The sequence below is a fragment of the Nocardia sp. NPDC019395 genome (assembly GCF_040632335.1).
In the GTDB taxonomy this organism is placed as follows: Bacteria; Actinomycetota; Actinomycetes; order Mycobacteriales; family Mycobacteriaceae; genus Nocardia.
The window spans coordinates 57,102-78,067 of the sequence record NZ_JBEYBT010000001.1; the positions used below are offsets into that span (position 1 = coordinate 57,102).

19 protein-coding genes are annotated in these 20,966 nt (G+C 68.4%); 8 read left to right on the top strand and 11 right to left on the bottom strand.

Features of this window, described 5'->3' with window-relative positions:
- Positions 1 to 10: 10 nt before the first annotated feature.
- On the bottom strand, positions 11 to 949 hold the full coding sequence (locus ABZ827_RS00285; protein WP_357230540.1) for a PAC2 family protein: 939 nt from the start codon (positions 947 to 949) through the stop codon (positions 11 to 13).
- Positions 950 to 1,356: 407 nt separating this feature from the next.
- Between ABZ827_RS00285 and ABZ827_RS00290 the strand changes: the two genes are divergently transcribed.
- The gene (locus ABZ827_RS00290) at positions 1,357 to 2,724 is read left to right on the top strand and encodes a DUF4192 domain-containing protein (protein ID WP_357230543.1); all 1,368 of its coding nucleotides are present in this window, start codon (positions 1,357 to 1,359) and stop codon (positions 2,722 to 2,724) included.
- A gap of 17 nt (positions 2,725 to 2,741) precedes the next feature.
- On the opposite strand, the gene galE is transcribed toward ABZ827_RS00290, so the two are convergent.
- Both galE and ABZ827_RS00300 read right to left on the bottom strand, forming a co-directional pair.
- Positions 2,742 to 3,722, bottom strand: a complete 981-nt coding sequence (galE, locus tag ABZ827_RS00295) for a UDP-glucose 4-epimerase GalE (protein WP_357230546.1) — start codon at positions 3,720 to 3,722, stop codon at positions 2,742 to 2,744.
- A 3-nt stretch (positions 3,723 to 3,725) separates the two neighbouring features.
- Positions 3,726 to 4,409 (bottom strand): iron dependent repressor, metal binding and dimerization domain protein, encoded by a 684-nt coding sequence (locus tag ABZ827_RS00300; protein WP_357230549.1) that lies wholly within the window; start codon positions 4,407 to 4,409, stop codon positions 3,726 to 3,728.
- A gap of 184 nt (positions 4,410 to 4,593) precedes the next feature.
- Here ABZ827_RS00300 and ABZ827_RS00305 point away from each other — a divergent pair, with 184 nt between their 5' ends.
- Entirely contained in the window at positions 4,594 to 5,859 is a 1,266-nt protein-coding gene (locus ABZ827_RS00305; protein WP_357230552.1) for an acetoin utilization protein AcuC, read from the top strand.
- Positions 5,852 to 8,554: a GNAT family N-acetyltransferase gene (locus ABZ827_RS00310; RefSeq protein ID WP_357230555.1), complete on the top strand. Its 2,703-nt coding sequence runs from the start codon at positions 5,852 to 5,854 to the stop codon at positions 8,552 to 8,554. The genes ABZ827_RS00305 and ABZ827_RS00310 overlap by 8 nt, the downstream gene beginning before the upstream one ends.
- 99 nt (positions 8,555 to 8,653) lie before the next feature.
- Here the strand turns inward: ABZ827_RS00310 and ABZ827_RS00315 are convergent, their stop codons facing one another.
- The 3 genes from ABZ827_RS00315 to ABZ827_RS00325 form a co-directional block, all read right to left on the bottom strand.
- Positions 8,654 to 9,622: a sigma-70 family RNA polymerase sigma factor gene (locus ABZ827_RS00315; RefSeq protein WP_357230558.1), complete on the bottom strand. Its 969-nt coding sequence runs from the start codon at positions 9,620 to 9,622 to the stop codon at positions 8,654 to 8,656.
- Positions 9,623 to 9,864: 242 nt separating this feature from the next.
- Complete coding sequence (locus tag ABZ827_RS00320; protein WP_357230562.1) at positions 9,865 to 11,382, bottom strand: methyltransferase; 1,518 nt, start codon at positions 11,380 to 11,382, stop codon at positions 9,865 to 9,867.
- 56 nt (positions 11,383 to 11,438) lie between these two features.
- Positions 11,439 to 11,726 carry a DUF3099 domain-containing protein gene (locus tag ABZ827_RS00325; protein ID WP_357234329.1) on the bottom strand — a complete coding sequence of 96 codons (288 nt, stop codon included), beginning with the start codon at positions 11,724 to 11,726 and terminating at the stop codon, positions 11,439 to 11,441.
- A gap of 253 nt (positions 11,727 to 11,979) precedes the next feature.
- On the opposite strand from ABZ827_RS00325, the gene ABZ827_RS00330 reads away from it, so the two are divergent.
- Positions 11,980 to 12,216 (top strand): DUF3039 domain-containing protein, encoded by a 237-nt coding sequence (locus ABZ827_RS00330; RefSeq protein ID WP_357230564.1) that lies wholly within the window; start codon positions 11,980 to 11,982, stop codon positions 12,214 to 12,216.
- Between the two features lie 8 nt (positions 12,217 to 12,224).
- Here ABZ827_RS00330 and ABZ827_RS00335 read toward each other — a convergent pair whose 3' ends face one another.
- A complete protein-coding gene (locus tag ABZ827_RS00335; protein WP_357230567.1) occupies positions 12,225 to 13,322 on the bottom strand; it encodes a YihY/virulence factor BrkB family protein in 1,098 nt (365 codons plus the stop codon).
- A 169-nt stretch (positions 13,323 to 13,491) separates the two neighbouring features.
- Between ABZ827_RS00335 and ABZ827_RS00340 the strand changes: the two genes are divergently transcribed.
- Positions 13,492 to 15,228 (top strand): DEAD/DEAH box helicase, encoded by a 1,737-nt coding sequence (locus ABZ827_RS00340; protein ID WP_357230570.1) that lies wholly within the window; start codon positions 13,492 to 13,494, stop codon positions 15,226 to 15,228.
- A gap of 188 nt (positions 15,229 to 15,416) precedes the next feature.
- Here ABZ827_RS00340 and ABZ827_RS00345 read toward each other — a convergent pair whose 3' ends face one another.
- Positions 15,417 to 15,875, bottom strand: coding sequence for a DUF6194 family protein (locus ABZ827_RS00345; RefSeq protein WP_357230573.1), 459 nt, complete (start codon positions 15,873 to 15,875; stop codon positions 15,417 to 15,419).
- Between the two features lie 63 nt (positions 15,876 to 15,938).
- Here ABZ827_RS00345 and ABZ827_RS00350 point away from each other — a divergent pair, with 63 nt between their 5' ends.
- Positions 15,939 to 16,832, top strand: coding sequence for a MerR family transcriptional regulator (locus tag ABZ827_RS00350; protein ID WP_357230576.1), 894 nt, complete (start codon positions 15,939 to 15,941; stop codon positions 16,830 to 16,832).
- Here ABZ827_RS00350 and ABZ827_RS00355 read toward each other — a convergent pair.
- Together ABZ827_RS00355 and ABZ827_RS00360 are read right to left on the bottom strand one after the other, a co-directional pair.
- Positions 16,730 to 17,281: a hypothetical protein gene (locus ABZ827_RS00355; RefSeq protein WP_357230578.1), complete on the bottom strand. Its 552-nt coding sequence runs from the start codon at positions 17,279 to 17,281 to the stop codon at positions 16,730 to 16,732. The genes ABZ827_RS00350 and ABZ827_RS00355 overlap by 103 nt on opposite strands.
- Positions 17,281 to 19,032 (bottom strand): DEAD/DEAH box helicase, encoded by a 1,752-nt coding sequence (locus ABZ827_RS00360; protein ID WP_357230581.1) that lies wholly within the window; start codon positions 19,030 to 19,032, stop codon positions 17,281 to 17,283. Before ABZ827_RS00360 ends, ABZ827_RS00355 begins: the two co-directional genes overlap by 1 nt.
- A gap of 277 nt (positions 19,033 to 19,309) precedes the next feature.
- Between ABZ827_RS00360 and ABZ827_RS00365 the strand changes: the two genes are divergently transcribed.
- The gene (locus ABZ827_RS00365; protein ID WP_357230584.1) at positions 19,310 to 20,050 is read left to right on the top strand and encodes a TetR/AcrR family transcriptional regulator; all 741 of its coding nucleotides are present in this window, start codon (positions 19,310 to 19,312) and stop codon (positions 20,048 to 20,050) included.
- An 85-nt stretch (positions 20,051 to 20,135) separates the two neighbouring features.
- Here ABZ827_RS00365 and ABZ827_RS00370 read toward each other — a convergent pair whose 3' ends face one another.
- Positions 20,136 to 20,330 (bottom strand): hypothetical protein, encoded by a 195-nt coding sequence (locus ABZ827_RS00370; protein ID WP_036538000.1) that lies wholly within the window; start codon positions 20,328 to 20,330, stop codon positions 20,136 to 20,138.
- Positions 20,331 to 20,600: 270 nt separating this feature from the next.
- Between ABZ827_RS00370 and ABZ827_RS00375 the strand changes: the two genes are divergently transcribed.
- Positions 20,601 to 20,960, top strand: a complete 360-nt coding sequence (locus tag ABZ827_RS00375) for a DUF952 domain-containing protein (RefSeq protein ID WP_357230587.1) — start codon at positions 20,601 to 20,603, stop codon at positions 20,958 to 20,960.
- Positions 20,961 to 20,966: the final 6 nt, after the last annotated feature.

Below are 20,966 nucleotides of genomic sequence, written 5' to 3' on the forward strand. Positions count from 1 at the left end.
GTGATCTCGGTCAGTTCTGCTCGTCGTCGTCGGTGTAGCCGCCCTGTTCGGCGAGGAAGCGTTCGAACTCGGCGCCCAGCTCGTCGCCACTGGGCAGTTCGCCCTCTCCGACCAGCAGGCTGGACTGGCGTTCCTGGGCGGTGACGAAGGTGTCGTACTGGCGCTCCAGCGCGGCCACGACCGTCTCGACCTCGGCGTTACCGGCGATATGCTCGTTGACCTGCTCACGTACCCGCGCCGCCGCATCACCGAGCGCGGCGAGCGGGAACTGCAGCCCGGAATTCTCGCCGAGATGTTCGAGCAGGGTCTGCGCCGCCTCCGGGTAGGAGGTCTGGGCGAGGTAATGGGGGACATGGACCGAGAAACCCAGTGATTCGTGCCCGTGCTGGGCCATCCGGTACTCCAGGAGCGTGGATGCGCTCGCCGGTACCTGCAGCTCGCCCGGCCAGCGTTGATTGTCCGGGATGAGATCGCGATTCGAGGAGTGCGCCGTCACTCCCAGCGGGCGAGTATGCGGGATGGCCATCGGGATCGCGCTGAGCCCGATGCTGCGGCGCACGCCGAGCTGTTCGGCCAGCAGCCGGACCGCGGTGGTGAACTTCTCCCAGCGCAGATCCGGTTCCATACCGGCGAGCAGCAGAAACGGTGTACCAGCGGTATCGCGCACCGCCCAGAGGTTGAGCTCGGGCTCGGCGTAGTCGGCGAAATGGTCCGATTTGAAGGTCATCAACGGCCGCCGCGACCGGTAGTCCAGCAGTTCGTCGACATCGAACGAGGCGACGAGTTCGCTTTCGAGGCTCTCCCGCAGATGGGTTGTGGCCAGCCGTACGGCGTGACCGGCATCGGAGTAACCCTCGAGGCCGTGTACCAGAACCGGCCCCGAGCCGTCGTCGGCGGACAGCTGCGGAGCGGGGAACTCCAGTTCGTACATTCGCGACTCGTAGTCCATCGCGTACTCCTTCCTGCGCGATCCGTCGGCGGGCCGGTCGAGCACCATGCTGTTATTCGCTGCCACGCCGCGAGCCGCGAATCACACTCCATTGTCCCCCACGACGATGAACGGCCACACGCGGCCGGACATCGGCTCTCTGTGATGACAACAGCACCCGCCGCCGGTGAATTCCCGGTCCCGAGCGGCAGCGATGCCGTAGCGGGGTGTTGTGGCCGGCGAGCGCAGGGGGAGTGTGGCACAGCGGGCGCGTAAATGTGCCGCTTTCGGCTCGCCGGCTGCGGGAGATCTACTGTCCGGGTCTCGGATCTGTGCACAACCCGAAGTTATCCCCAGACTTATCTGTTTTCGGTATTCACCCAGTTCGCGGCGGCGAGCGGCGTCGGCGGCCGCCGCATGATCGGTCCATGACTCCCGCAGCGCCCTTCGCCTCCCCGCTCTCCGCCGGCACGTCCCCGGCGCCCGGCCACCCGTTCACCACCGGGCCCGGCACCGTGTCCTCCCGTACCGGCCGCTGCCCGACGGCGCGGGCACTGTCCGCCGATTCGCCGCGGCCCGCGGGCCCAGCTGTGGCCCCTGCCGCCGCACCCGATGCCGCCGCTCGGCCCGCGCGGGCCGATGATCGGCCGTTCGCCGAAGGGCTGCTTCGCTGCGCCGAGGGGCCGGGTGCCGAATACGACTGGTTCGCCCGCCCCGGACCCGCCCGGCTCGACGACCCGGGCGATCTGATCGCGGCGATTCCCGCCCTGCTCGGCTTCCGCCCGGAACGTTCGCTGGTGCTGGCGGTCCTGTGCGATGTGCCCGCCACACCGCGTAGTGCGGCCATCGATCTGGTGGTCCGGTTCGACCTGTGGCAACCGGCCACCCGCAGTCCGGCCGACGATGCGACGGTCGCCGCGGCGGCCGCCCGGGTTTGCGCCCGGCCCGGAGTAACGGGTGTGCTCGTGGTTCTCGTCGACGACAGTCTGAAGGATCCGGAAATATCGGTACCGCAACATATTCCGGTGCTGGGGGAATTGGAGCGGCGGCTCGCGTCGGCTGCCGTGCCGGTGCGGGCCGCGTGGGCTGCTCACACGATTTCCGCCGGCGATCCATGGTGGAGCCTGACAGATCCGGGGCAGTACGGTCGCATCGCCGACCCGGCCACCTCCAGGGTGACCCTGAGCCGGGTACTCGACGGCCGGCCCGTTCGGCACAGCCGAGACGAACTCACGGCGCTGATCGCGGCCGACAGCCCGCTGTGCGCCGAGGTCTCGGCCGAACTGGACGCGGCCAGAGCCCGGGCCAAGGACCGATACGCGGCGGCGGCCGGGCGGGAGGATCCGATCGGATTCCTGCGCGGTGAACTCATGACCGTGCTCTGGCTGATCGTGAGCGCCGAATCCGGTGCGGAACTCGCCGCGCGAGAACTCGCGGAAATCGCCGTCGCGCTCCGTGACCGTGAACTCCGTGATTGTATGTTCGCCCTCGCCGGGACTGCGCACGCGGAGGCTGCCGAACAGTTGTGGGTCCGGCTGACCTCCGCGCTACGCGGTGCCGACCGCGCCGAAACGGCCGCCCTGCTGGGCTATTTCGCTTACGTCCGAGGCGACGGCCCATTCGCCGGGATTGCCCTGGACGCTGCCCTGGAGGCCGATCCGCAGCACTCCATGGCCGCTCTGCTGCATACCGCGCTCGAAGCCGGGATGCGCCCCGAACGTCTCCGAGATCTGGCGCGGTGTGGACGGGACTGCGCCGCGGCCTTCGGAGTAGACCTGGACGCGGCGCAGTGGTGAGCTCGGGCGGACCGGGGTCAGCGGGCGCTGTGCGCGCGCGACCCGAGACCCCGCAGATACTCCCACGCGGCGGATACGATCTCGTCGAGATCGTTGTGCTGCGGTTTCCAGCCGAGTTCGTCGACCGCTCGCGCGCTGGAGGCGATCAGCACAGCCGGATCCCCGGCCCGGCGGGGTGCGTCGACCGCCTCGATCGGGCGGCCGGTGACCCGTTCGCACGCCGAGATCACCTCGCGCACCGAGAAACCGGTGCCGCTGCCGAGATTGAAAACGCGATGGGTTCCCGCCGCGGCGGTTTCCAGAGCCAGCAGATGCGCCTGCGCCAGATCCAGAATGTGGATGTAATCGCGGACCGCGGTCCCGTCCGGAGTGGGCCAATCGGTGCCGAATACCGCGATGGAATCGCGGTGGCCGGCGGCGACCTGCAACACCAGCGGAATCAAATGGGTTTCCACCACCCGGTTCTCACCGAGACCGCCGTAAGCGCCGGCGACGTTGAAATAGCGCAAACTGGTCGCGGCCAGGCCGTGCGCGACCGAGTACGACGTGATCGCGTGGTCGATGGCGAGTTTGGACGCGCCGTAGGGGTTGGTGGGCCGGGCCGGGGCGTCCTCGGTGATCGGGACCTGCTCCGGTTCGCCGTACACCGCCGCGGTCGAGGAGAAGACCAGCCGGGGCGTTCCGGTCTCCCGCATGGCATCGAGCAACGTGAGTGTTTTCACCACATTGCCGTGCCAGTACTTCTCCGGCAGTTGCACCGATTCGCCGACCAGCGACTGTGCCGCGAAATGCAGCACGCCGTCGAATTTCCGGGTGCGCAGCAGATCCGGCGCGGTCTCGGCCACATCCCCTTCGACGAACTCGACACCCGCGGGCACTCCGTCCGCGTTACCGGTCGACAGATCGTCCACGACCACGACCTCATGACCCTGCTCGCGCAGAACGAGCGCGCAGACGCCGCCAACATAACCGGCACCGCCGGTGACCAGGAGTTTCATAGCTCAGACCAACTTAACCTGGACGGCGTGGGCAAGTTCATCGGGAAGTTCGTAGTTCCCATGGCCCGGTACGGTGATCACCACGGCTCCCGGTTTGTTCTCGACCGTCACCCGGGCATCCGGAACCACGCCCGCCTCGCGCAAACGGCCGATGACTTCGGGGTCGGTCTGGATATGCTCGGCCAGCCGGCGCACCACCACGGCGTGGGTCTGTCCCTGCGGCAGCTCCGAGAGCCGTTTGAGCGGCTCCTCGAACAGTTCGGCAGCGATACCGAGTTCGTCCAGGCCGGGGATGGGGTTGCCGTACGGCGAGGTGGTGGGATGGTTGAGCACCTCGACCAGACGTCGTTCGACGTCCTCGCTCATCACATGCTCCCAGCGACAGGCCTCGGCATGGACGTTCTGCCAGTCCAAGCCGATGATATCCACCAGCAGACGCTCGGCGAGCCGGTGTTTGCGCATCACGGCGACCGCCATACTGCGGCCCTTATCGGTCAGCTCCAGGTGCCGGTCACCCGCGACAAGGAGCAGTCCGTCACGCTCCATCCGTGCCACGGTCTGGCTCACCGTCGGTCCGCTCTGCTCGAGACGCTCGGCGATCCGGGCGCGCAGGGGTACTACGCCCTCCTCCTCGAGGTCGTAGATGGTACGGAGATACATCTCCGTGGTGTCGACCAGATCCTTCACTGTTGCCCCTTCGTCGGCACGAATTCTACCTGCGCACCAGCGACCCCGGTCGGACGGAGCGGGTCGCGTGACGCGATGGGAAAACTGGCGGCGCGCGGTTCCGGCGCCGCTGTCGCACATACATGTATTTCTACTGCATGACAACGTCCGATGGGGTTCCGCCCTTCCCGATACGGTTGCGATCATGGCCACTTCAGCATCGGAGCCGAATCGAGGTCACGAACCCGCGGCGACAGTCGTGTGGACCGAGCGGTTCCTGGACTACTCGTGGACCCCCGAACACCCGATGAAACCCGTTCGCCTGCGGTACACCATGGCACTGGCGCAATCACTCGGTGTGCTGGAGGGCATCGAAACCCTGCGGCCCGGCCCGGCCGATAGCGCCGACCTGCTCCGGGTGCACGCCGCGGACTACATAGAGGCAGTGCGCCACGCGGTGCCGGGGCCGCTACCGGGCGCGGAGTCCACGGACCCGCCGTACGGGCTGGGCTCGGCCGATAATCCGGTCTTTCCGCGAATGCACGAGGCCTCGTCGGTGATCGTGGGCGGTACGCTCGCCGCCGCGCGGGCGATCGCGGCCGGGACGACCCGCCGGGCGGTGAGCATCGGTGGCGGTATGCATCACGCGATGCCGGGGCGGGCAGCCGGCTTCTGTGTGTACAACGACGCCGCGGTGGCGATCTCCTGGCTGCTGGACCACGGTTTCGACCGGATCGCCTATATCGACGTGGATGTGCACCACGGCGACGGAGTGCAGCACGCCTTCTACCGGGATCCGCGGGTGCTGACCATCTCGATCCACCAGCACCCGGCGACGCTGTGGCCGAACACCGGCTGGCCGGAGGAAACCGGGAGCGGGCCTGGCGACGGCACCGCGATCAACCTTCCGTTGCTGCCGGGCACCCGCGACCCGCAATGGCTGCGTGCCTTCCACGCGGTGGTGCCCGGGGCGGTCGCGGCCTTCCGGCCGCAGCTGGTGGTCAGCCAGTGCGGGGTGGACACCCACCGTGAGGATCCGCTCGCCGAGCTCGAACTCGGCGTGGAGGGTCAGCGGGCCGCTTTCGCCGCCATGCGGGACCTGGCCGATCGCTACGCCGAGGGGCGATGGCTGGCTGTCGGCGGCGGCGGGTACGGGCTGGTCCGGGTGGTGCCACGGGCGTGGACCCACCTGCTGGGCATCGCTCTCGACCGCCCGGTGGACCCAGCGACCGCGATACCGCAGGATTGGATCGACCTCGTGCATACCGACAGGCCGCGGATATCGCCGCCCCGCACAATGGGCGACGGTGTGGATATCGCGTTCCAGCGCTGGGACGGACCGGGGGGGACCGCGGAAACCGGGGATGCCCGGTTCGACCGCGCGCAACGCGCGGCCGATACCGCCGTCCTCGCCACTCGCCGGGCCAGCTTCGGCCCGCTCGGCCTGGACCCGGAGGACCCGCGTGACTGACCCCGCCGACAGCGTTCCCGCCGATCCGGCACCGGCACCCCAGCACTGGCACGCCGACGTCCTGGCGTCCGACGGTGGTGTGGTGCGACTGCGCCCGATCACCCCGGCCGACGCCGACGAACTGCAGCGGTTCCACGTCGCCTTGTCCGAGCGCACGCGCTATCTGCGCTATTTCGGGCCCTATCCCAGGATTTCGCCGAAGGATCTGTACCGCACCACCCATGTCGACTATCGCGACCGCGTCGGATTGGTGATCGTGCTCGGCGAATCGATCATCGCCGTCGGCCGGTACGAACTGCTCGACCGGGCCGGTGGCCGGGCCGCGGAGGTCGCTTTCGTGGTCGCCGACGGACACCAGGGCCGGGGGCTCGGCTCGATTCTGCTGGAACATCTGGCGGGTGCGGCCGCGGAGAACGGGATCGATACCTTCGTCGCCGAGGTGCTGGCCCAGAACACGGTGATGGTCACCGTGTTCCGGGAGGCCGGCTACCAGGTGGAACGCAGCCGGGACGGGTCGGTGCTGCACCTGGAATTCGCCATCGATCCGAGCGAGGCGCTGCGTTCGGTACGCAATGCGCGCGAGCGTGCCACGGAGGCGCGCAGTGTCGGCAACCTGCTCGCACCGCGTGCGGTCGCGGTGATCGGCGCGACTCCCAGTACCGGCCGGGTCGGCGGGGTGGTGCTGGCAAATCTGCTCGACGGCACATTCCACGGTGCGGTGTATCCGGTGAATCCCGATCGGCGGTCCGTCCGTGGGGTGCATGCCTATCCGACCGTCCGCGATATCCCGGACGAGGTGGATCTCGCGGTCGTCGCGGTGCCGGCCGCCGCGATCAGTTCGGTGCTCGACGACTGTATGGCCAAGGGCGTCAAGGGCCTGCTGGTGCTGTCGGCCGGGTTCAGCGAGACCGGAGAGGACGGCCGCGCCGCCGAAGCCGATCTGGTCGCGGCGGCCCGCGGGCACGGGATGCGTGTCGTCGGGCCCAGTGCACTCGGAATCGCCAACACCGATCCGGCGGTCGGGCTCAACGCGACCCTGGCCACGGTGTTACCGGGTCGCGGGCGGATCGGGTTCTTCTGTCAGTCCGGGCCTTTGGGGGTCGCGATTCTGGCCGAGGCAGCCGCGCGCAATCTTGGCCTGTCCACATTCGTATCCGCCGGGAACCGCGCCGACGTCTCCGGTAACGACCTCCTGCAGTACTGGGATACCGACCCCGATACCGATGTGATCCTGTTGTACCTGGAGAGTTTCGGAAATCCCCGGAAGTTCTCCCGGATCGCGCGCCGGGTCGCCCGGAACAAGCCGATCGTGGCCGTGAGCCCGAGCCGCCTTGCCGCGCGAGGGGATTCGGATGGGGAGCTGGACCGGGCCGTGGTTCGTGACCTGTTCGCTCAGTCCGGTGTCGTTCAGGCGGAATCCATCTCGGAGATGTTCGATTGCGTCGCATTGCTCGGCTACCAGCCGTTACCGCGCGGCGCGCGCCCGGCGATCGTGGGCAACAGTACGGCCCTGAACTGGCTGACCGCGGACGCCGCGCGCAGCGAGGGCCTCACCGCGGTGGAACCGGTGGATCTCGGCCCGCAGGCCACGCCCGCGGATTACCTCACCGCTGTCACCGCCGCCCTGAGCTCGCCCGATACCGATGCGGTGATCGTGATCTTCGCGCCGCCCATTCCACTACCGCAGACCGGCTACGCGGAAGCGATCCGGGCGGCCGTGGCCGCCGTACCCGAAGCGAAGCCGGTACTGACCACCTTCGCCAGTGGCGACGGTATCCCCGATCTGCTCGCCGTCCGCGGCCCGGGGGCGGCCGCGGTCCGGGGGTCCATCCCGTCCTTCCCGGATCCGGCGCGCGCGGTCCGGGCTTTGGCCCGGGTGCAGCGCTACGCCCGCTGGCGGGATCTGCCGGCGGCATCCGCCCCGGACGGCGATACCCGGCCCGGTGCCGAAACCGGACGTCCGGCCGGAATCGACAGCGAGCGAGCCGTCACGCTGATGGGGCGATGGATGAGCGACCCGGACGGGCGGTGGCTGGCCGACGACGAAACCGTTGCCCTGCTGGCCTGCTACGGCATTTCCGTCGTGGATTTCCGCGCGGCCGCCGATATCGAGGCCGCGGTGGCGGCGGCGGAAGCACTGGGCTATCCGGTGGCCGCGAAGGCGACGAACGAGGGGTGGCGCAGCCGGCCCGATATGAGCTGGGTGCGGCTGGACCTGTGGCGGCCCGAGGCGGTGCGCCAGGCCTACCGCGATCTGGTCGAGCTGTGTGGCGATCCACTGGTGCATATTCAGCGGATGGCACCCAAAGGGGTCGGCTGCGTACTGCGGGTGCAAGATGATCCCGCGTTCGGGTCGGTGATCGAATTCGGGCTGTCGGGGCCGATTATCGAATTGCTCGGCGACCGCGCCTACCGCGCGTTACCGCTCTCCGCGGAGGAGGCCGCGACTCTGATCGACGCGCCGCGGGCGGCGCCGCTGCTCAATGGCACCCCGGCGAGCCCCCGGGTCGACAAGGCGGCCTTGATCGACCTGACCAGGCGTATCTCGGCCCTGTTCGACGATCTGCCCGAGATGCGCGAGCTATCGTGTGAACCGGTGCTGGCCAGCCCGGAATCGGCGGCGATCCTGTACGCCCGGGCCCGGATCGGACCGCAGCCGAGTCGATTCGATATCGGCCCGCGTCGCCTGGGGTGACGCCGGCGCGCGCAGCAGCCGTTTCAGTGGATCGCGCCGCCGGTTCGGTTACGCCGATGACCGGCCGAGGGGCCGGTCATCGTTGTCCTGTGCGGCAGGTCAGCTGGCGTAGGCGCGGAGACGATCGGCTCGCTCACCCTTGCGGAGCTTCGACATGACCTCGCGTTCGATCTGGCGGACCCGCTCGCGGGAGAGGCCGAACAGCTTGCCGATCTGGTCGAGCGTGCGCGGCTGGCCGTCATCGAGGCCGAACCGCAGCCGGATGACCTGCTGTTCGCGTTCGTCCAGAGTGTTCAGCACACTGCGGACATCGTGGTGCAGCAGCCCGGCGATCACGGCGCTTTCGGCCGATGTCGCCTCCGAATCCTCGATGAAATCGCCCAGCGGCGCTTCTTCGTCGTTACCGACCGGCATATCCAGGCTCACCGGATCGCGGCTGTGGTCGAGCAGATCGGCGATCTTCTCCACCGCGATGCCCGATTCCGCCGCGAGTTCCGCGTCGGTGGCTTCCCGGCCGAGCTGCTGATGCAGTTCGCGCTTGATCCGGGCGAGCTTGTTGACCTGTTCCACGAGGTGGACCGGGAGCCGGATGGTGCGGCTCTGATCGGCCATACCGCGGGTGATGGCCTGGCGGATCCACCACGTCGCGTAGGTGGAGAATTTGAAGCCCTTGGCGTAGTCGAACTTCTCCATCGCGCGGATCAGGCCGAGGTTGCCCTCTTGGATCAGGTCCAGTAGCGGCATCCCCCTGCCCGTGTACCGCTTGGCGAGCGAGACGACCAGACGCAGGTTTGCTTCCAGCAGATGCGACCGTGCCGTTTGGCCCTCCCGGACCACGATCGCCAGATCACGCTTGCGGGTCGCCGACAGTCGCTTGCCGGTCGCCAGCAGGTGCTGGGCATAGAGACCCGCCTCGATGCGCTTGGCCAGTTCCACTTCGTCGGCGGCGGTGAGCAGGGCGGTCCGGCCGATCCCGTTCAGGTACACGCGTACCAAGTCGGCTGCAGGGCTCTGGGCGTCGAGGTCCGTATCACTGGGGCGCACACGAGTGGTGGCGGGGCTTGTCATGACTTGCCTCCTGTCGGTGGTGTCTCACTCCGAACAACGGACCCGACATTGGGAAAGTTCCCTCACCGGGTGCGAATAAACCGCTCTGAACTGGGGTTTCCACCGTTACGTTCTGAGAAGTTCCTGAGAACGAAACGCTTCGGGAAACTCGGTGCCACCGCCGCGGGCACGACATCGGGCGTGTCTTCCACTGTCGTCGGGGCCTGCGCGGCCCGCGCACGGACGTCGCCCGGCCGAGCCGGTCAGACGGGGTGTACCAGCCCGTGCCGCACCAGACCGGTGACCACCCCCAGCGCCGCCTCGGCGAACTCCGTATTCACCTCGTCGAATCCCTGGGACAGTGCCAGCAGTTCGATCAGTTCGTACAACGGCAGGCCGTCCGGCCGCATTCCCGCCAGCAGGGAGACGGTGGTCTCGTCCACCTCGTGCTGCCAGCGGGGCCCGTCGCCCCGGTGCAGCCGGGTGACCCGCTGTTCCCAGCCTTCGTCGCCCGGTAGGTAGACCCGTTCCAGCGCGGTCGCCGGATCGACCCGGTACCGGGACCGCCAGGCCACGGCGGGATCCGCGGCCACGGCACGTAACCAGGCGGACCGCTCGAAATGGGCCAGCGCTTCCGCCCCGAGCGGATCGTCGAAACCGTGGGTCAGGTCCTCGGCCAGCACCTCGGTCGGTCCGTCGATCGCGCGCAGGTAGACGAAACCGAAGCCGATACCGGTGACGCCCGCGTCCTCCAGCGCCGTGAGCCAATCCTCGGCCCGGTCCTGGGCCGCCGCACTGCGGGGATCCAGTCCGGCGTCACGTAACCAAGTGCCGACGTAGAGGGCGGGATCGGCGATATCGCGCTGGACAATCCACGCGTCGATACCGTGGGCGGGCAACCAGCTCGCGACCCGCTGCCGCCAATCCGTGCCTTCGGTGTGCACCCAGGCGGCCAGCACAGAGGCCGTCCCGCCGGGTGCGAGCAGATCCGGGGTGCGGGAGATCACCAGCTCGCTCGCACCGTCGAGGGCGAGTCCGGAATCGCGGTAGGTGTGCTCGATCCGGGCGGGACCGACGACGAAGGGCGGATTGGCGACCACCTGATCGAACCGGCGCCCCGCGACCGGGTCGAACCACGATCCGGCGATCAGTTCGAGTTCGAGTTCGTTCAGCGCGGCGGTGGCCTCGGCCAGCCACAGCGCCCGCGGGTTGACATCGGTGGCCGTCACCGAGCGGGCGTAGGTCGCCGCGTGGACGGCCTGAACACCGCAGCCGGTGCCGAGATCCAGCACCGATCCGACCGCAGCCGTGGGTGTGGCCCGCAGCAGGGACAGCGAGGCATGGCCGACGCCGAGTACGTGGTCCTCGGTCAGTGTCCGGCGGTGCATCGAATCATCCAGGTCGGATAGGACCCAGCGGGTACCGGCGCCGGTATCCAGCGGGCGCAGATCGAGCGCTGCCCGGACCTGGTCCCCTGCTGAGGTCAGAAGTCCCGCCGCGACCGCGTCGGCCACCGCGACCGGCGCCAGGGCGGCGGCCACGTCCTGTTCGGCGAGAGCATCGCCGAGCAGGAACAGTCGCACCAGCGTGCCCAGCTCACCGGCCGAGCGCGCGATACGCCGGACCGGTACCGATTCCGCGCGCCCCAGCGCACTGTGCGCTTCCGTGCCCAGCACTTCGAGGAGGTTGCCGGCGTTGTAACCCACGCGGGTCAGGGCCGTGCGCAGGTCCGGGCACAGTGCGGTCAGTGGTGATCGGACGGTCGATCCGTAGGTGGGCACAGCCGTACTCTGCCACCCGGCGGCGGCGGTCCCGGTACCCGGACGCCCGTTACGTTCTATCCGTCGATCGCGTCGTGGTTGCGTTCCTCCAGCGCCGTCCGCGGCCGATCCCAGCGGCTGGGCTCGTTCTTGTCCCGCGGCGGGCGATCGTTGGCGACGAGCACCGCGATCCACGGCAGCGGCACCGAGGCCGCCATGATCAGTAACGCGATCAGGCCGTTCTCGAAGACGGCGTAGGAGATTCCGGCCAGGACCAGCGCCGGTATCCGGAACGCCATGATGATCGTGTACCGGCGTACCCGGGCCCGGTGCTGGTCTTCGAAGGAGGGGGCCGCCTCGGTGATGAGCGCCGCGTGTCTGGCGTCGTCGCCGGGGAAGTATCCGGACGAACGGGCGGGACGGGCCGGCCGCGGTGCGCCGTTGCGTTCCTGTTCACCGAGACCGCTCGCACCGGCGTCGATATGCTCCGAGCCGGGCCCGGAGTCTTCGCCGTGCTGCTGCATACCTTCGAGTCTTGCACTCCCGGGACACGGGCGTAACCCCGGTGGGGTCCCCGCGTGCGTGAGGATATCGCGGGCGTACGGCATCATGGAGTTCGTGAGTACCGATACTCTGGTTCGCCCCGATACGTCCACCGACGAGACCACCGGTGACGACACGCCGAAATTCTTCCACTACGTGAAGAAGGACCGGATCGCCGAGAGTGCCGTGATGGGCACGATGGTGGTCGCGCTGTGCGGCGAAGTGTTCCCGGTGACCCGCTCGGCGAAGCCCGGTTCGCCGGTCTGCCCGGAATGCAAGAAGGTCTACGAGCAGCTGCGTAAGGGCGACTGAGCGCGGGATCAGGGCGTCGTCGACGGCGCCGGTGTGCCACCGGTGCCGTTACCGCGTGTCCGCGTCTCGTGATCACGCCCGCGTCGATGCGGCGGGATCCGGTGCGCGCCCGGCTCCAGCGGCTCGCGGTCCTCGTCGTCCGAGGCCGGCTCGCGGCGTTTGGCCAGCCATGCCTTGAACTGGTCGATCCGGGTAGCCCGGGCGGGCCAGAGCTCCTGCACCGCGGCGTTGAACTCGGCGCCCAGGATCACCGCGAAACCGAGGAAGAACGTGAACAGCAGAAAGGCGATCGGGGTGGCCAGCGCGCCATAGGTGACCCCGGTCCGGGTGACCAGCGCCAGGTACCGGCGCAGCACCTCGCTGGCCGCCATGAAGAACACTCCGGCCAGCAGTGCCCCCCAGAACAGCCGGTGGTACGGCAGTGAACTGTGCAGGGCGAGTTTGTACAGGGTGGCCAGGCCGACGATGAGCAGTAACCCCACAGCGGGGTAGTAGAACGTGTCGATCAGTCGCAGTCCGGGTTCGCGCCAGGCCTCGGGCAGGATCCGGCCGATCAGTACCGGTCCGAGCGCGACCAGCGGCAGGATGAAAACCGCCGCCACCAGGAATTGCACGTACAGCAGCAGGGCGAAGATGCGCTGCCAGACCGGGTGCCGGGCGTCCTGCTGATCATGCGCTTCCACGATCGCGTCGACGAAGGTCGCCATGGCCGACGAGCCCGCCCACAGCGAGAGCACGAAGCCGACCGAGACGAAGGCCGCGCGGCCCTGGCCGAGGACATCGCGGACGGTCGGTTCGATGAGATCGGTGACAACGCTGGGATTGAAGAGATCACGGCTGAAGGTCAGGATTTTCGATTCGACGATCTCGACCGTGTCCGGGCCGAACAGGCCGCTGACGTATCCCAGGCCGCCCAATAACCCGAAAAGCAGCGGTACCAGCGACAGAGTCTGCCAGAAGGCGGCGGCGGCCGATTTGGCGAAAATGGAGTCCTTCCAGGATTTCACGGCCACCCGGACGATCAGCCGCCGGATCTGGACCAGGGCATGCCGCGGCCACGAGGTACCCGCGGGGGTGGTCCCGGGATCGTTTCCGTAGCTGTGCATGATCAGTCCAGCATCGCCTACCCGGGCACCCTGTGGTGTGGCGCACGGCGAACGTGTCGGCGGTCGGCAGATGAATCGCCGGTTACCGGCGGTACGTCGATGTGACACCCGTCGCGCCGCCCGCGTCGGTTTGGCGCCATAGCGGCGGTGGCCGCTAGTGTTTGTCTCCGTGACCGATGCGAGTGGCGCCACTGCGACGGAAGTTCCGGGTGCGTCCCTGCGCGCCTGGCAGCGGCGCGCGCTGACCCGGTATCTGGCCACCAAACCGCGTGATTTCCTCGCGGTCGCGACCCCGGGTGCGGGTAAGACCACCTTCGCGCTGCGGGTGGCGGCCGAACTACTGGCCGATCGCACGGTCGACCAGATCACCGTGGTCGCCCCGACCGAGCACCTCAAACACCAGTGGTCGGCCTCGGCGGCGCGTGCGGGAATCGCGCTGGACTCGAATTTCTCCAACTCGACCGGTGCTACCTCGGGTGACTACCACGGCGTGGTCGTCACCTATGCCCAGGTCGCGGCGCATCCGTTCAAACACCGTGTACGCACCGAGAACCGGCGCACACTGGTGATCCTGGACGAGATCCATCACGCCGGCGACGCGAAGACCTGGGGCGACGCGGTGGCCGAGGCCTTCGATGACGCAACCCGCCGGCTGGCTCTCACCGGAACCCCGTTCCGTAGCGACGACAGCCAGATTCCGTTCATCACCTACGAACCCGACGAGGCCGGACTGCCGCGATCACGCGCGGACCACTCCTACGGCTATTCGGAGGCATTGGCCGACGGAGTCGTGCGTCCGGTCGTTTTCCTCGCCTATTCCGGTGAGGCGCATTGGCGCGACAGCGCGGGCGAGGAGTACACGGCCCGGCTCGGCGAACCGCTGAACGCCGAACAGACCGCCCGGGCCTGGCGCACCGCACTCGACCCCGCGGGCGATTGGATCTACGCGGTATTGCGCGCCGCGGATATGCGGCTGGCGCAGCTGCGTACGGCGGGTATGCCCGACGCCGGCGGTCTGGTGATCGCCTCGGACCAGGAGCGCGCCCGCTCCTATGCCGAACTGCTGGAACATCTCACGGGGAACAAACCGGTGCTGGTGCTGTCCGACGATCCGACGTCATCGGCCCGGATCAGTGAGTTCAGCACCGGTAATCAGCCGTGGATGGTCGCGGTGCGGATGGTCTCGGAAGGGGTGGACGTCCCGCGGCTGGCCGTCGGGGTGTATGCCACCAGTGCGTCCACGCCGCTGTATTTCGCCCAGGCGATCGGCCGGTTCGTGCGTGCCCGGCGGTCCGGCGAGACGGCCAGCGTTTTCCTGCCCTCGGTACCGGTACTCCTGGATCTGGCCGCGCAGCTCGAGGTCCAGCGCGATCATGTCATCGGAAAACCGCACCGGGAGAAGGACGGTCTCGACGACGAGCTGCTGATCGATGCGAACAAACAGAAAGACGAGCCCGGCGAGGAAGAGAAAGCATTCGTCCCGCTCGCCGCGGACGCCGAACTGGACCAGGTGATCTACGACGGTTCCTCGTTCGGTACGGCGACTTTCTCCGGTAGTACGGAAGAAGCCGATTACCTCGGCATTCCGGGTCTGCTCGACGCCGAGCAGATGCGTGCGCTGCTGCGGGAACGACAGGCTAAGCAGGTCGCGGAGAGGTCCAAGGCCGAACCGGCCGCGCCCGCACCGGCACCGGCCGGTAACGCCGCCGAACGGGTGGCGACGGCCGACAAACTGGGTGAGTTGCGTCGTGAACTGAACAGCCTGGTGGCAATGCATCATCACCGGACGGGGAAACCGCACGGGGTCATTCACGGCGAACTGCGGCGACAGTGCGGCGGCCCGCCCACAGCCCTGGCCACGGTGGACCAGTTGGGTGAGCGCATCGCCGCGCTGCGTCGTATGTGATCCGGTCGCTCGGCAGGCCGGCGCACGGCGTCGACTACCGGACCGGAACGGCGGGACTCGTTATCGGTAGTCCTTCGTGCCGGGAGACCGCGGCCCGGATATGAGAAACGGAAGGTGTTGTCGTCGTCCGCGCTGACCGGGCGGCGATCGTTGGCAGGTAGTACGGCCGTGCGGTCCTCGTGAACCTTTCAGTGCCGCCGGCTGCGTGAGCGCGCACGATCGTGGGCCGTGCGGAGCATTTCCCGGACGGCCTGTGCCGTGCCGGGGCCCGGATCTACCACCGCCAGCCATCCAGCGGTCGCGTACACGGGGTGCGCGATCACGGTATCGGCGGCACTGGGGTCGTCGCTGTTCGTATTCGTCTCGCGCGGAGAGTGCCCGGTCCAGGCCTGGAAGATTTCCGCGCCTACGGCGATGTTCACCCGGAAGGTTCCCGGGCGGTCGAGTCGCGACCGCTCGTCCCCGGGGTAGTCCTTGGTGACGATGGTCGCGAACGGCTGGGTCCGGGCCGGAACCTCGCCGTCGGGTGCGTAGTAGAAGAAAGTGTCACCCCAGGCGATTTCGGGTGAGCCGTCGCCGGGGCCGGGACGCACGGTCAGTACGCCGCCGAGTGCGGCGATGTATCCGATGATCTCATCGATGGTCATGGATTCCAGCGTTACATTGAAGTGCTCGTGGAGACTTCCGGCCGTCAAGAGGCAGGTGATGCTGTGGAAAGCCGCAACTCGGCCGTGCTACGGACGGCTGAGGTGGCGCGCCGCACCGGGTATTCCGTCCAGCAGTTGCGGAACCTGGAGCGTGACGGTGCGCTGCCCGCCGCGCCGCGGACCCGGGCCGGCTATCGCACCTACGGCGAGACCCACGTGTGGTCCGCGCGTGCCTATCGCGGATTGGCGGCCGGCGCCGATCCCGCGGCGGCGAAGACGATCCTGCGCGCGGCACACTCCCGGGAACTCGGCCGGGTATACGCGCTGCTGGATACCGCGCACGCCGGGTTGGACCGCGAACGCCGTGATCTCGATACCGCGCGCGCGGCGGCTCGCGCCATCGCCGACGAACCTCTCGGTGATCTCCGTCCGGCGGACGCGATGAGTATTTCCGAGCTCTCGCGGGCGCTCGGCGTTCGCCCCTCGACCCTGCGGTACTGGGATTCGGCGGGGCTGGTCGTACCGCACCGCTCCACCGGCCGGGAAACCCGGCGGTACGCACCGGCCGATGTGCGTGCCGCCCGCCTGGTCCATCAACTCCGGCTGGCGGGCTACGGGATCGAACCGCTGCGGCAGTTGGTTCCGCAGTTGCGCGGGTGGCGCGGGTGGGACGATCTGGCGGCCGCGCTGACCGCCCGCGCTATCCGGATCGACACCCGCTCCGGGGCGCTGCTGCAAGGCGCTGCCGCGCTGAATACGCTGCTCGGGCTGTATGAGGACCGATCAGCACCTCTTCGACCGCACGTACCGGCGTGCAGCGACGCATCGGATCCGCCGGGTCCCGGCCCGGAGACTCAGGCTTCGAAGAACTCCGCGGGGTCCAGGGTGTTCAGCGGTACCCAGCGAGGGACCTCGGTGGGTACCGCTGAATCGTCCGGACCCGGATCATGGCCGTAGCCCTGGAGATCCAGGCCGAATCGGGGATTCTGGTCGACCTGGCGCGCGAGCTCGTAGAACGTGGCCAGCACGTGGACGCACCGTGCGGTGCGGGCGGTGCACGAGCAGTCGATCGCGGCCGGTTCCGGAGCCAATGAGATACCGGCGTCGATCGCGGTCGCGTACATATCGTCGGTCGGCACCGCCGGCGCGGTGCCGATGATCGGGGCCAGCCCCGTGACCGTCGCGCGGGGGAGCGGCGTGAGTTCGATATGAGTGACCGACGCCTGACCCCCACGGTGGATATGCGCTCGCACGATCCGGCCCTCGGTCTCGGTCCGTACGCCGTTGTTGCGGGCGATACTGCGTGCCCGGGGGAGTAGTGGATCGGGGCGGGTCTGGCGTAGCGGCTCGGCCAGCCGGACCCAGTCCATACCCCACCGCGTATAACCGAATTCGTTGTCGGCCATCAGCTTCCTCGCTTCCGCCGCAGCACTTCCAGCAGCCTGTCGTCGTCGAGCCGGGCGAGCTCGGCGATACCGGTGCCGCCGCCGAGTTCGGTGAGCGCAGATTTGCGCCGCTGCATATCCGCGATGTGTTCTTCGACGGTGGTCGCCGAGGTGAGTGTGGTGATCGTCACGGTGCGGGTCTGGCCGATGCGGTGCACGCGATCGGAGGCCTGGGATTCGACCGCGGGATTCCACCAGCGATCGAAATGGATCACATCGGCGGCCCGGGTCAGAGTGAGGCCGGTGCCGGCCGCCCGCAGGCTCAGGATCAGTACCGGCGGGCCTGCCGGGGACTGGAACTCCTCGACGATGGCGGCACGTTCGGACTGCGAGAGGCCGCCGTGGAAGAACGGCGCGGTGATCGCGAACTGTTCGGCCATATGCCGTACGAGCAGTTCGCCGGTTGCCCGATACTGCGTGAAGATCAGGGTCGGCGCGGAATTGTCGAGATTGTTCGCCACGATATCGGTGCACAGATCGAGCTTGCCGGAACGTCCGGCCAGTTCAGCGGTATCACTGTTCACCAGGCCGGGGTGATTGCACACCTGTTTCAACGAGGTGAGTGCCGCCAGGATCCGGGTCTGCCGCTGCGCGCCGGCGCCGAACCCTTCTTCGGCGGCGTGGTCGAGCAGGGTGTCGTACAGTCGCTCCTGTTCCGGAGTGAGATCGCAGAGCAGATCCGAGTGGATTTTCGCGGGCAGCGATGCCGCGACCTGGTCCTTGCGGCGGGACAGCAGCACCGGTTCGACCGCGTCCCGCAGCCGTGCGGCCGCGTCGGCCGAACCCTGCTCGATGGGTTTGACGAAGCGCCGCCGGAACTGAGCGCGGTGCCCGGCCACACTCGGCGCGACCAGATGGAGCAGGGCCCACAGCTCGTCCAGGTGATTCTCCACCGGGGTCCCGGTGAGCGCGACGACCGCGGCCGCCGGCAGCGCTCGGGCCGCCTTCGCGACCTGGGTCCGCGGATTCTTCAGTGCCTGGGCCTCGTCGTAGGCGACGGTCACCCATTCGGTTCCGGTGAGCAGGCCTCCGTGCATTCGCAGGATGGGGTAGCCGGTGACGACGACCGTCCCGGGCGCGGTATCGAGGCCTCCGCCTCGCCAGGCGATGGGGTGCAGGCCCGGGGCGAACCGGGAGATCTCGTGCACCCAGTTGCCCACCAGTGAGGTCGGGCATACGACCAGTTGGGCTCCACGCTCGGCGCGGCCGGCGAGCAGCCCGATGGTCTGAACCGTTTTTCCCAGGCCCATCTCGTCGGCGAGGATCGCGCCGCCGTGACGTGCGACGGTCTCCCGCAGCCAGCCGATGCCCCGTGCCTGGTAGGGGCGTAGGTCGGCGTGTAACACGGTGCGAAGTTCCGCGGCTGTCGCGGTGGTGTCCCGCAACACCGACATCGCGTGATCCCGGTCCACCAGAGCAGTTCCCTGAGCATTGGGTACAGCGTGACCGGCGATCGGTATCCGGGCGGCCGCACCGCTCAACCTCGCATGCCAGGCGAGAGTGGACGATCCGGGCCCGGGTACCGATAACGCGGCGAATCGATCGGGATCCACCAGTGCGCAATGGACCGGGGTCACGCGCAGCGCCGCGCTACCGGCCCTGGCTTGGGCCTGAGTGCCGTCGGGTACGACGAGCGGAAGAGTCGAGGTATCGCCGACCCCGTGTGGTGCCGGGCCCGTGTCGTACCCGGTCCAGGTCCACAGCGCGAACATGTGCCGGTCGGGGAGATAGGTGGTCTCGATGGTCGGCAGAATGCACCCCCAAAATCATCGTATTGCGTACGGAGTAATATGCCGAACGCGTACCGTACCGGATTTGTTCCGATACGACCCACCGGGCGCCCGCGACCGTGGAATGGAGATCGATGGACGGCAATCCCCGCGCCGGCAAGCCACCCCGCACTCGCGCCCGGCGGACCGGGCCGGCGGAGATCACGCCCTCCGCTGCACCGTGCCGTACGGTCCGGCCGGCGGCCGCGTGGGTTCACCGGTGACAACCCGGGACGCCGATCCGGCGCGGACCCTGCTGGAACTGCTCTGGCGCCACGAACTGCCACCCCGCAAGGGCGGCCGCGGGCCCCGGCAGACCGTGAGTGTGGACGATGTCGTCACAGCCGCGGTCGGGTTGGCCGATCGGGAAGGCTACGACAAAGTTTCGATCCGAGCCGTCGCCGCGGAACTGAGTCTGCGGCCGATGAGCCTGTACACCTACGTACCCAGCAAGGACGCACTCACCGTCCTGATGGTGGACGCCGTGGCCGCCGCGGACACACCCATACCGGCGGACCTGCCGCCCCGCGGTCGCCTGGCGGCCGTTGCCCGGCAGATCCGGGACGAATTCCTGGCGCACCCCTGGCTTTTCGAGGTTCCCGCGTGGCGGATGGTTCTGGGGCCGGGCCGGATGCGCCGCTACGAGCGGCAATTGGCGGCCGTGGACGGAATAGGTCTCGACGACCCCGGAATGGATCGGGTGATCGCGGTGCTGACGCAGTTCGCGACCGGTAACGCGCGCACTGCTCTCGCCGCGGCCCGCAGCGTGCGGGAACAGTCGGACGCCGACTGGTGGGAGGTGTACGGGCCGGTGCTCAGCGAGGTCATGCCGGCCGCCGACTATCCACTGTCGGCGCGAGTCGGCGCCGTGGTCGGCGAGCTCTACCAGGCCCCCGGCGACCCGGCCGGTGACTTCGAATACGGCCTGCAGCGTTTGATCGACGCGATCCTGCCCGGATAACACGTGGCGGGCGACCGGATGGTCACCCGCCACGGAAAAGCGGTGTTCTGTTGTTCGATGCTGTTGTGTCGGACGCGAGGACGGGTCAGAGAGCGGGAGCGGACTCCGTATCGATCACGGCGTCCAGCTCACGCAGCCGATCCATATGTTCGTTCGCGTGATGCTGGCAGAAGAGCAACTCTCCACCTGCGGGCAGAACGGCACGCACACGCGCAGCCGCCCCGCAGCGATCGCAGCGATCAACCGCGGTCAGTGGGGTGCTTGTCAGGGTTCCTGGCATGACTCCTCCGTCCTGGCTTCCGGCACAAGGACCGTTCACCTGGTGTGAGGCCCGTGGTCACTCCGCGGGCTCGCTTCCGCTACTTCCCAGCAGTGGTATGACTACTCTGTCAGACGTTCGGAGCGACGGGTTTGTTCCCCCGTGGGAACCACTGTGTTTTCCCTAACACGACCAGCGGTTTCCGCCTGTGGCGAACACCGCGGGCCGGGCGTGGAAACCCGGGAGTCCGCCGCTCCGTACGACTGTCGAGTTGTGTATCGGAGGTTACCCGTGCCCTGTGACACTCACACCCTTGTTCATCTCTGTACTCCCGGTGAGTGGGCCACCGCGCGAAAAAACGGCGTCCATCGGCCGTCCTCGCTGGGGACGGAGGGGTTCGTGCACCTGTCGGCGCCGGCTCAGGTGCATCTGCCGGCCAACCGCTTGTTCGCGGGCCGTGCCGATATGCTGCTGCTCCGGCTGGACCCCGAGCGGCTGGCTGCCCCGGTGCGCTGGGAGCCGGGTGTCCCGGGTGACGATCCCGCCCTGCGTTTCCCCCATCTGTACGGCCCGCTGCCGGTCTCGGCCGTTGTCGGGGTAGCGGCGTATCGGCCGGGGCCGGATGGGGTGTACGCCGCATTGACCGATTGAACCCGG